The sequence below is a fragment of the Klebsiella sp. WOUb02 genome, assembly GCF_050058015.1.
Classification (GTDB): domain Bacteria; phylum Pseudomonadota; class Gammaproteobacteria; order Enterobacterales; family Enterobacteriaceae; genus Klebsiella.
In genome coordinates this window covers 28425-39205 of sequence record NZ_CP170104.1, presented here as the reverse complement: position 1 = coordinate 39205, position 10781 = coordinate 28425, and the positions used below count along the sequence as shown (strand labels likewise).

At 55.0% G+C, this 10781-nt stretch carries 10 protein-coding genes and 1 pseudogene; all 11 read right to left on the bottom strand.

Annotated elements, in window-relative coordinates:
- Positions 1 to 241: 241 nt before the first annotated feature.
- Entirely contained in the window at positions 242 to 973 is a 732-nt protein-coding gene (traT, locus tag ABOC21_RS00395; RefSeq protein WP_426811768.1) for a conjugal transfer complement resistance protein TraT, read from the bottom strand.
- Positions 974 to 1110: 137 nt separating this feature from the next.
- Positions 1111 to 1638: a conjugal transfer protein TraS gene (locus ABOC21_RS00390; RefSeq protein ID WP_426811767.1), complete on the bottom strand. Its 528-nt coding sequence runs from the start codon at positions 1636 to 1638 to the stop codon at positions 1111 to 1113.
- Between the two features lie 5 nt (positions 1639 to 1643).
- The gene (traG, locus tag ABOC21_RS00385; RefSeq protein ID WP_426811828.1) at positions 1644 to 4493 is read right to left on the bottom strand and encodes a conjugal transfer mating-pair stabilization protein TraG; all 2850 of its coding nucleotides are present in this window, start codon (positions 4491 to 4493) and stop codon (positions 1644 to 1646) included.
- Positions 4493 to 5864 (bottom strand): annotated as a pseudogene (traH, locus tag ABOC21_RS00380) (conjugal transfer pilus assembly protein TraH). The gene traG and the pseudogene traH overlap by 1 nt, the downstream one beginning before the upstream one ends.
- Complete coding sequence (locus ABOC21_RS00375) at positions 5857 to 6279, bottom strand: hypothetical protein (RefSeq protein ID WP_426811827.1); 423 nt, start codon at positions 6277 to 6279, stop codon at positions 5857 to 5859. Before ABOC21_RS00375 ends, traH begins: the two are co-directional and overlap by 8 nt.
- Positions 6276 to 6848: a type-F conjugative transfer system pilin assembly thiol-disulfide isomerase TrbB gene (gene trbB, locus ABOC21_RS00370; RefSeq protein WP_426811830.1), complete on the bottom strand. Its 573-nt coding sequence runs from the start codon at positions 6846 to 6848 to the stop codon at positions 6276 to 6278. Before trbB ends, ABOC21_RS00375 begins: the two co-directional genes overlap by 4 nt.
- Positions 6835 to 7074: a type-F conjugative transfer system pilin chaperone TraQ gene (gene traQ, locus ABOC21_RS00365; RefSeq protein WP_426811826.1), complete on the bottom strand. Its 240-nt coding sequence runs from the start codon at positions 7072 to 7074 to the stop codon at positions 6835 to 6837. The genes trbB and traQ overlap by 14 nt, the downstream gene beginning before the upstream one ends.
- Before the next feature lie 10 nt (positions 7075 to 7084).
- Positions 7085 to 7837, bottom strand: a complete 753-nt coding sequence (gene traF, locus ABOC21_RS00360) for a type-F conjugative transfer system pilin assembly protein TraF (RefSeq protein ID WP_426811825.1) — start codon at positions 7835 to 7837, stop codon at positions 7085 to 7087.
- Positions 7838 to 7871: 34 nt separating this feature from the next.
- Positions 7872 to 8189, bottom strand: coding sequence for a hypothetical protein (locus tag ABOC21_RS00355; protein ID WP_426811824.1), 318 nt, complete (start codon positions 8187 to 8189; stop codon positions 7872 to 7874).
- 10 nt (positions 8190 to 8199) lie between these two features.
- Complete coding sequence (traN, locus tag ABOC21_RS00350; RefSeq protein WP_426811823.1) at positions 8200 to 10155, bottom strand: type-F conjugative transfer system mating-pair stabilization protein TraN; 1956 nt, start codon at positions 10153 to 10155, stop codon at positions 8200 to 8202.
- Entirely contained in the window at positions 10152 to 10781 is a 630-nt protein-coding gene (gene trbC / locus ABOC21_RS00345; protein WP_426811822.1) for a type-F conjugative transfer system pilin assembly protein TrbC, read from the bottom strand. Before trbC ends, traN begins: the two co-directional genes overlap by 4 nt.

Sequence of the window (10781 nt, the reverse complement as noted above, 5' to 3'; positions counted from 1 at the left end):
ATCCGTCCGTTAACCACAGAGGCACACCGGTTCAGGCTGAACACGGCAGGAGAGAAATCGAATCAGGGTGTATCGTTGAGGAAAAACATTCCGCCGGTGGCGGCAACGCTTCGCCGGCGCACAAAGGATTTGCGCACCGGCTCGGCGTTTCATATAAATTTTGCTGAACTGGCAGCTGGCGTCAGCTTCTGCCCCGGAGAGGCGGGGCAGAACAGCCCGGCGGGACAGCTCCGGGCCGGTTTTACAGGATATTAGAAATGGATTTTGCCAGCTGGTCTTCCAGCACCGGCTGGGCTTCCGGGAATTTCAGGTTAACCTTGTTGGCATTCGAGACGATGCGCGTCTGGTATTTGTGCTGATTACCGGTCTGTGTGCTGGTCTGGACTTTTTTACCGGACGTGCCCTGACGCAACACGGCCTCATTATCTGTGGTCACCGTGGCGGTGGTTCTCTCGGCGATCTGGACATCGGTGATCATGGTGTAGTTGATATCCTCCACCATCGCATCGGCCGCCATGCCGATCAGCCCGGACGCGAGTCCCACGCCCAGCGTCGCGCCTGCCGAACCGGAGTTATAGGCGGTGATACCCGCGCCAAGCGCGGCACCTGCCACTGCGCCTTCATAGCCGCGTCCCAGCCAGCTCTGGGCTTCACGCAGGTCCATTTTATCGGCTTTCAGCACGTTAGCCTGAATCCAGTATCCTGCCGTGTCCGGGCTGGTGACGACCTGATAGCCTTTTGCAGTGACGGCGCTGGCAATTTTGCCCTGCAGGCCGCTCATGTCTTTATCAGAGGTATTTTTAATCTGTAGATACACCGTGCGGTTATTTGAAGGTTCCAGCCAGATGGTTTCGCTCATCTGGGTTTTAACATCCAGATTACGTTTTTTAATGGCGGTCCCCATCGCATTACAACCGGAAAGCACCAGCGCGGAACTGATAACCAGTACGGGCAGAGTTTTATTAAAATTCATCCTTTTTCCTTTTGGACATAATCAATGAAATAAAAATGTGATCCTCTTAACGGAATTCACAAATTACACTACACAAACTCATTAATATAAAAGTAATTAAAAGAATAAAAAAACCAGAAATTCTGAACACACAACTGTCAGTCAGACTTACTACCAGACTTAAACGATTCAATTAACGTTGTTAGTGCGGATAACTGATACCTGCTAACATCCAGATTCATTACAATCCCGAATAAAATTGTCATAAAAAGAACCATAAATCCAAAAGGAAATGGAGAGTCATAAAAGACTCTATTATAGATAGCAAGCAGAATGATTACCGTCATATACACAAGGGCATAAGTTGCAATTTTTTTAGAGAAAAATCCATACATAACAGAATGTATTCTAAAGGATTTTGGCACTGACAAAAACAAAGAACGAGCACTGGCGACTCCGAGTAGAACAATCAGACCCACAGCACCCGGGAACACTACCACCCAAAATATATATCTACCTGCAATATAATTATGATCAACACTAATTATCGCACAAATAACGTTCCAGCAAAGTATTATCAACCCAGGCCACAGACACGACCAGAAAGACGGCACCTCAGCCTCTCCGCGTGAGAGTAAAGACTTCAGTTCTTCTATCTCATCTATGATGATTTTTTTTGTTATCATCACCTTCACCTTTTCCCATCCTGAAAATCTTTTTGTATTTTACTCGCTTTCTCCGCTAATTCCACCGGAGAATCAGCGCCCGGCAATGATTTAACTTTATCGTGCCTTTCATTATATACCCTTTCAAAGTTATTTCCTTCTTTTTTATGATGACTTTCCAGATCGGAATGCTGTTGTTTAATATCCTGACCTTGTCCCACGATTTCTTTCTGACTTTGCTGATGCGTTTTATCACCCTGAGAAATCATATCATCAACTTTATTTTTCACATCACCCGTAATTCCGGCCTCGTGGGTCATCGTTTCAATTTTGCCGCTGTTTGAGTCATAATCCTTCGTGACAGCGCCCCGGCCTTCCGCACCGGAAACATCAGGTATACTCTGGCCAACATTGTCCCGTGCTTCCTGATAGGCTCCATTCACTCTCGGTTCCACCTGCGCTTTCACAAATTCGCGCGCCAGGGCTTCACGCTGCGCAGCCACCTCCGGTGAACCTGTGTCGGTCAGAATCGCTTCGGCATTTTGGGGTGCTCGTTGCTGAACGAAGTTAGCAAACTGTTGCGTCAGATTTTCACTCATCTGACCGCTCATGCTTTCTGTACGGGATGCCATTTCGCTGTACTCATGGCTGCGCGTCTGACTGGTAGTGTACTGGTCATAGCTGTTTTTCGCGCTGGAAAGTGAGGCTGCAAATTGATCCACCCGTGAGCTGGCATTGTTATCAGTCGTGTTGCCTGACGTGCTGGTTTTGCTGCTGGTAAAGTAATCGGAACCCTCTTTGAAATCTCTCGCGGCCTGACTGCTGTTATCATGGCGGCTTTCATGTGACTCACGACCAGAAGAACCGACACTGTCAGTATCTCCTGAACTGTGAGTCCAGCCAGCACTGCCTTTCCCTCCGCCCTCAGCAGACAATCCAGTTCCCCACTTACCCAACTTACCAAACAGCTGATCCCCGGAGCTCCATTTAGCTGATGCGTGTACATCAAGAGATTGACTGCTTTTAGCTGAGTCATCCATCAACTGCTGGAATGACTCTTCATTGCTGATATTATTGGCTTTCGCATTCGACACAACCGCATTCCACATTTTACTTCTGGCCATCGAATCCTGTGAAGACTGCGTGTTATCAGCCCCTGTGGTCATCGACGAACTGGTGCCCATGTTGGTGCCAAACTGCTTCAGGCTGTTCCACGCGCTCGTCACGCTGCTGTTATAACCATGCAGGGCGCTTTCTGCCTGCACCTGCGACTCACGCGCCATCTGCTGCTGCGCGCTCGCTATCTGACGTCCCACGTTGATATCCACCGGCAGTTTCGACATGGCACCACTGGTGTCATAGACCGTCGAACCGTCGCGGGTCTGTGTCGTGGTTGCGCCATTACCCAGCTGCCGGGTCATCTGCCCGAAGCTGGTCGTGCTGTTCGTACTCCAGCTGTTGCCGCTGACATTGTCCGTCTGCATATTGGCAAATGAATAGTTTCCGTCCACCACGCTGGAAGACGCCTGCGATGTCGAACTGAGGCCAGACGAGGCAAAATGACTGTAAGCGCTGGAAAACCCGGCTCCCATACTCTTTATCATCGCCCAGCTCAGTGGCGGGATCATCATCGAAATGTAGCCTGCGGTGGTCGCGATATCCGAGTTCTTCAGCTGCACCTGCGATAGCTCCGACAATACCACCGGCACACCGTTAACCTTCGCGTAGTAGGCCATCGCGCTGTTGAGGATGGCGTACAGCAGCGGCCACGACTGCAGCCAGATAAGGGCGAACAGGTAGCCCTTAAGCACCTGCAGGGTCATCATATTAAACATCGCCGTCATCACAATGACCGGAAAAAGACCAATCATGATGCCCATAATTACCGTCTGCATCATCGGTAACGACCGCAACGCCTGATGGCCCATTGTCGCCTGTGCCAGCCGCTGTTTTTCCAGTGATGAGGTGTTGGCGATATTCATCAGACTGGCGGTGTCCCCGCTGCGCGAAGCATAACTCTGAATACCGTTGCGCAGGGCATTCATGGTGACGTTCTGGCGGATAATCTGCCCGGCACTCTGCCCTGAACTGTAGAAAAAGTTGTAGCTGTCCCCAATCATCTGGCTGAACAGCAGATCCGGGTTCGGTTTGCCGCCAAACAACTGCCGAACGTAGTAGCGCCATGTTTTTCCGCCGGTCTGCGAATCCAGCGCCAGCGCCGATTTCAGGTCACGCGACGCCTCTTCACAGGTTCTGAACTGGTTGTTTTTATCGAACACCCCCCGCAACGGGCTGGGGCTGGAAAAAATCAGCGTGTAGGGGTCGGCAGAGTTCATCAGTTCCTCAAAGGAGTACTTGTGATTGAGGAAGATGTCGCCCATCACGCAGTTCTGCACGTAGTCAGAAAACAGGGTGGTAATTTCCGGGTTCTGCGATAAAAAATCGGTGCTTTTGGCCACCAGATTTCCGCCAAACAGCATTCCCGTCTTGCTGTAGGTCACGCTGTCCGGGAGGGAGAAAATCATCTCATAACTCTGCACCAGCGCGTTCCCTACCCGGGTGGTCAGGGACGCAGGGATAGCCAGTCCGATCGGCACATTATCGACCTTGTAGACCTGCGCCACGTTGCTGTAATCAATGATCTGCACGTTCGTGCGGATGAGTACCAGCATCGAGACCAGCGTCAGGGAGAACGCCCAGCCGATCAGGTCCATCACGCTGTGTTTTTTAATCCAGCTGCCGGCGACAATCAGCACCGAGAAGGCGATGCACATTTTTTCGATGGAAGACCATGTCCCGGTATTCATAAACGCCGCAATGGCATTCAGGTTCCCCCTGAACCAGTCCCCCCCTGCAATGGTGTAAATTTCAAGCATCAGAGACTGCCTCCGAAGTGATAGTTGTTCTGGTAGCGGGTCATCATGCGGGCAGACACCTGCTGGCGCATGTAACTCATCTGGCGGTCGACCACAAGCAGCGCATCCTGCTGTACCTGCACCCGGGCCTGAAAGTTCGCAATCTGCAGGCTCGCCTGATCCAGATTGTGCAGGATCATGTCCATCGTGGACTGCGGGTAGTTACCGGTAGCCACCATCGCCCGCGCCTGCTGAATAAGCTCCTGAATGTACTGCAGCAGAATGTCGTACCCGATGTAGTCCGTCAGCTGGTACAGCAGGGAGTTCGACACGCCGAGCATCTGCGGGTCGACCAGATATTTGAAAACCGGAATGGTGGTGCTGGAAATAAACCCCTTTTCCTTCTCCGTCAGCTTCTCATCGGCCACGGCCTTGTTCTGGATACTGGAGAGCAGCGCGGAAATCTGGTTTTTCAGGGCCTTATCCTTAGCGATGGTCACACTGGCATCGGCCACCACCTTGAGGCACTTGTCGGCGTCATTGCAGTGGTAGATTTTCGCGGTTCCGCCCTCCATCATGGCCTTAATCAGATCCTGGTCGGTGGTGCGTGCCGGCAGGGGCGTGATTTCACTGTTTTCTCCGAATATCAGCGTCCCGGTCAGCGTCATCACAAATTCTTTCAGCTCTTTGTTGCCGTCAAACAGCCGGTTTTTGGACAGCGCACTCCACATCACGTTGATGTTTTTCATCACCCGCTCTTTGTCCTTCTCACCGGCCTTATCCTGCACCTTGTTCATCTGCCCGCCCACCGAGCAGCCCTGCCGTGACGCCGCCCAGTCTGAGAAGATATTGCTCTCGCCGGCGATGTCCTGACAGACCTTCTGCTGTGCCACCTGTGTCCGGGGGAACAGACCGCCGACAATGCCCTGCGCGGCCTGACAGTCTGCTGAGGTTCATGCTGTTAATGTCGCTGGCCATCTTCTGCAGAAAGTCTTTCGCGGTTTTGATTTCCGGGACGGTCGTCTGCAGCGCAAGGTCAAAAAAATACCCGGCGGAATTGGCCATGATTTGCTTGGCGAACCGCTGCAGCTGCTCGCTGTTGATGAAGCTGAACGAGCCCAGATAGGCGTCGATACCGCCGCAGCCGGCGTTAATGTCCGGCAGGGTCATGCTGACCAGCTGGATGGTTTTGACCTGCGTTCTGGCGTACAGCGATCCCCCGGAGGCATAACCGGCCGCCTGCCCCTGCCAGACCTGCGGCTGGCTGGTATTGGACGCAAACCCCAGCTTGTTGAAGAAGTTGTTCATGTCATTATTCACATCGGCGGCGGCCGTGAAGGACGCGCCGAGCAACAGGCCACACATCAGCGTGAAAGGTTTCAGATTACGCATCCGCCTCTCCTTTATCACCGGCAACCGTTCCGGGGTCGCCGGGCAGGTATTTTTTCCGCCGGATAAGCCACAGTTCACCCTGATAAATAAGCTCTGTGATAACGAAAGAATAAATGCCCGTGACAGCACACCCGGCGGAGAGTGCCCAGAAGATACCGGGCACAAAATACATCAGGACATTCCACAGACTGATGACGTTCTTAGCCTCCCCTGCCATCTGCTCCGGTGTGAAGGTTTCAGTAAACACACCGAAAAACGCATGCGCTCCCCACCACAAAAACAGACCGGTAGCCCCGGAAATCATGAAACCGTAAAAACAGAAATCTGACTTTTCCTGCACGCGTTGTTTCTTTTTGTGTAACTGCCGCTTTGTAGTGACGTAGTGTGCTGAATATGGCTGACGAGTCGTGTTCATTTTAATGTTTCTCCATCATATGCGTCCGGCGTTCCTGTCATCTGCAGAACGGTATCCATTCTTGCCATAAAGCCCTGTGCATCCGTTGCCCCCTGAAGGAGCGGGTAGGCCGCGAGCGTGTTGACGTTGACCAGAAACGTGGTGGGCGTGGCCACCGGGATATTCGGGAAAAAGGTCTGCATCACATCGGGCGGCACCGGCAGCGCCTGCGGGAATGCCTCATCGCCCTGCCCGTCTATGGTGTAGGAGAACACCGAAAAGCCATGCTGCGCGGCCAGCTGTTTCAGCACCGGGTCAAACTTCTGGCAGTAGGGGCAGTGCCCCTGCATGAACAGCACCACTTTCCAGTCATTCAGATCCACCTGCCGGCCGTTGCTGAGCCGCAGCCAGCGCGCCGGCACCACCGGTTTCGCCGGATGAGACAGGGTTTTCGCCGTGTCGGGCGCGGTGCCGGTGATGCCCTGCGGGTTGTACAGCGATTTCACCTCATCGAGCGTGCCGCTGTATGCCGCCGGAGCCACCGCTATCCACGCGGCTGCGATAAAGCTCCGGGTCTTAATGCTCTTCATCAGAGGTTTTCTCACGGGCTTTCTCCTGTTTATCGGCTTCGGCAATCAGGGCGTTGAGGATTTTGTATCCGCCATAAATCACCATCCCTAATCCCAGAATTTCGCCGGCCTGAACCGCCATATCCGGCTGTTTACGCACCAGTCTGGCGATAAGGTGAAAAAACACCCCCACCGCCACCACCCACATGCCGGTGATATCCAGCTCGGGAAAACGCATTTTGCGCACGCTGCACTCCTTAAAAGTTGGGTCTGAAATCACCCGATACGTAGAGGAACTGTTTTGCGAGGTCGTCCTGACTGATAAAGCCGTAACTGAGGGGCTTCACCTGTCCGCTTTTCGGGTCGACCAGCATCATGGCCGGGAAATATTTCACCCCCAGCCGCTGCGCCTGCCCCTGATCCACACGACTGTCGGGCAGCAGCGGGTTAATCACGCCGTCGACGGAGACCGCGATAACGCTCAGCCCCCATGTCTCACGAAAGTTTTTCACCACCTGAACCAGCTGACCGTCAGTCGGTTCGCGGCCCCGGTAGAAGAACATCACCCCGTAGTGCTGCGTCAGCGCGGTGATGGCTTTGCGTTGTTCGGCATAATCGGCGGCCAGCTGATTTTTCACCGTGCCGTTGTAGTGGCTGTACTGCAGGTTGTAGTCCAGCTCGGGATGTTCCAGCATCGCTTTCTTCGCGCTCATCGAAAACAGCCCCGCCTGCTGCGTCCAGTAGTTCTGCAGCCGGAAATACTTCACAAAGGCCGGTACGGAGGGATACATAATGGCTTCCGCCAACGCTTTCTTTGTTGCCATCTGCAGGGCCGCCTGTTTCTCCAGAATATCCACTGGCGGCGGTGGGGCCGCTGATGCGGGCGGTTTATCTTCTTCCCGGGGCTTCAGTTTTTCGTTGTACCACTGCCAGCCGGCATCTTTGGCGAAGGCCGGCATCAGGGCGCAGAAAAGGCACCCCGCCAGCATGGCGGCATGTATTGTTCGCATGGTGTCTACCTTTCTTCAGATATGTATGGCGCGGTCAGTGAGGCAGGGTCCGGTAGATTTCCGCGCTGTCCAGAGGGATAAGGCTGTCGCTGTTATGCGGCTTCCCGGCAAAGTGGTCTCCCCGGCATATCACCCGATAGTCGCGGGTCTGCAGGTCATGCCGGGTGTTATTTTCATTAATCCACGCCGCGCCTGACACTTTATCGCACCGGATACCGTGCTCGCGGTTAGCGGTACCGAACCGGACTTCACGATGGTCCTTATACAGCCCGTAACACATCAGGGCAGCCATCAGCACGACAAACGCCGAGACTGCTGTTACGGTTAAGCGGTACGCCTTTTCATCACCCATCTCATCCTCCTTATTGCGCAGTCTGTTTTGTCAGCAGTTCCTTGATCCGCAGCTTCGTTCTGTCCGTCAGTTCACTGTTGTCGGGGATTTTCTGATTATTGATTAAATCTTCCATGAAGTTTGTGAAGTCCAGCTGGTCGAAATTTATCCGCTGCAGCTCCTCCACGGTGACGCCGCGACAGTCCGGACTGCTGGCCCCGCCGAAACTGATACGCAGCTGGCCGTTGCGCCCCTGCTGCTGCACAATCTGCGCGAGTTTAGAGTCAAACTGGCAGTAGCTGCGTTTTTTCTCCAGACAGATACCCAGCACCTTTTTCGAACAGAATTCCCCGACGCTGACGGTCAGCTTTTTGGTTTTAGCTTTCGACAGCGCCTTCTCCTCACTGCTGCACCGCGCCAGCCCCACATCCTGCCCCCAGCCGCTGTCCTTGCAGCAGTTGCTGAATCCGGCGGCAAATTTTTTGCAGAATTTTGCTTTCCCGGTGAACGCTTTTACATCCACGCCGTTGAGGGCGGCGACGTCTTTCCCGGCAGCCGCCAGCGCCGCCAGCTCAGAGACCGCCTGACCAAAATCATTGTTCTTCCCGGTGGCCGCTTTATCGCACTCCCCGTCGAGGCAGAACACCTCCCCGCTGCAAATCATCTGCTTGCCGGTGGTGCGGGTTTCACAGGAGTAGGTGGCGTACTCATGCAGGCAGGTTCCGCCTTCTGCGCTGAAGGCACAGTGTCGCGACGACAGCGTGCAGGCCTTGTTGTTCATCAGGCTTTCGCAGGAGCCGTTATCAGCCGGCTGCGTCAGCCACGTATCCTTGTATTTCCAGCACGCCTCGTTAAAGGAGTATTCCTGACCGCCGAGATTGAGGGTTTTCGTTCCGCCCGGGCTGATGCATTCGGTGCCCGTTTTTGTCCCTTCGTCCTGACTGAACGGGCAGCTTTCGACCCAGACCACCTCCGGGGCGTACACGGTTTCGGTTTCTTCCATCACCAGCGTGATGGTCACCAGAATCCCGCTGGTTTTTAATGCCGGCCGGGTCTTTGAGGTTTTCACCACCGGGAAGACCTGCCCGGCAGAGACGTCCCTGTCCGGTGTAAAGGTCTCATGGATTTTGCCGGTGCCGTCATAACGGTATTTCGTACAGTGCGTGTTCTGCCCGCCGGAGCATATCGAATCCGAACGGGGCCATGTCATCACGGTGACAGGAAACGTCCGGTCCAGCAGGGAGAGGGTTTCGCTCACCGCCCCTTTACATTCGCGGGTGACATTTCCCTCTCTGTCGCACTGATCAATAAACGGGATCGTCAGCGGTTCCCCGTCCACAGACACCCGCAACAGGCGTCCGGTCGTGGGTATCGTCAGCGAACCGGTCCAGCGCGGATCACCGCCGCTGACGTTGAGCGCCACAGACTGCTGATAGGTGCGGTTCACTTTCCGGGTGGAGGCGTTATCCTTCAGCGTCGCCTCGCGGGTGCAGAAGTTTTCCACCTTCAGGTCGCGCTCACAGGTGTGGTTACTGAACTGACTGCGGTTCACCACCTGTGCGGTACAGGCCTGACCGGTGTTGCCGACCAGCTTATCGGCCTGAGACTCGGTCTCCTTTGCCGCCTGAATAAAGGGGGTGTCGGCGGACAGCGTGTCCGGCGGGCGGTTGCTGAACGATTCGGTAATGCTTTTGCCCGCCTCATTCTGAGAAAACTCCGTGGCGGAGTCGCTTTTCATGCTGCTGTCGCCGCTGGCGGTGACGCCCCCGTAATATTTCTTCTGCTCCGGGCTGGCGGTATAGCCGGGAAGATCCTGCTCCCCGTTAAAGTTTTTCAGCGCGTCAATGCCCCCGCCCTGCACCTGTTTTGCGAAATCAGCGCCGGCCCGGTAGTCCGTACCGCTGTCCGCCCGGACAGGCTCCGTTAAGCTGATAAATGCGCCCGGCACGGCGGCCAGCAGGACCAGCGTCGGGATAAGTCGTGTCATGGCCGGCCTCTCAGCAGTTGTCGGGCGGTGTCCGCGCAGTCCCCTTTTTCCGCCACCTTCTCCAGCGCCTGACGGACCCGCAGGTTACCGTGGACCACGTCAAACCCGGACGGGCAGCGGACGACCAGCGCCGGCACGCTGCGGATGTTGTACTGCGCATAAAGCGTCGGGTCGATTTGCACGCCCTCCGTCACCCCGTCCCTGACCAGCTTCATCACCGCATCGGTGGTGGCCTTCATGTCATTGTTGACCAGCCCGCGCAGCGTGGCCGGGATACCGTACTGCCGGGTTTCGTGCAGCATGCGTTTCAGCCCCTCCTCCGGTATCGAGAACGAGACAAAATAGAGCGCCCCTTCTGCCGGTTTTCCCTGTGCCGACCGGCGCTGCTGGTCGGCCAGCCCCTCAATATAATTGCGGTCTGCCGGGGCCAGCGGATTGCGCCGGATCTCCGCTTCCAGCTCGCGCTGCAGCGCGGTGTCCGGGTTATTCCTCAGCTGCTCACTCAGGTTTTCCTGCTGTTTAAGCCACGCCCGGTCGGCCGTGGTCAGGCTGCCGGCACTGCCCGCAGCGGTGGCAGCGATGACGCTCAGTAACAGCGTGACCGTCAGGGCATTGATTATTTTCAC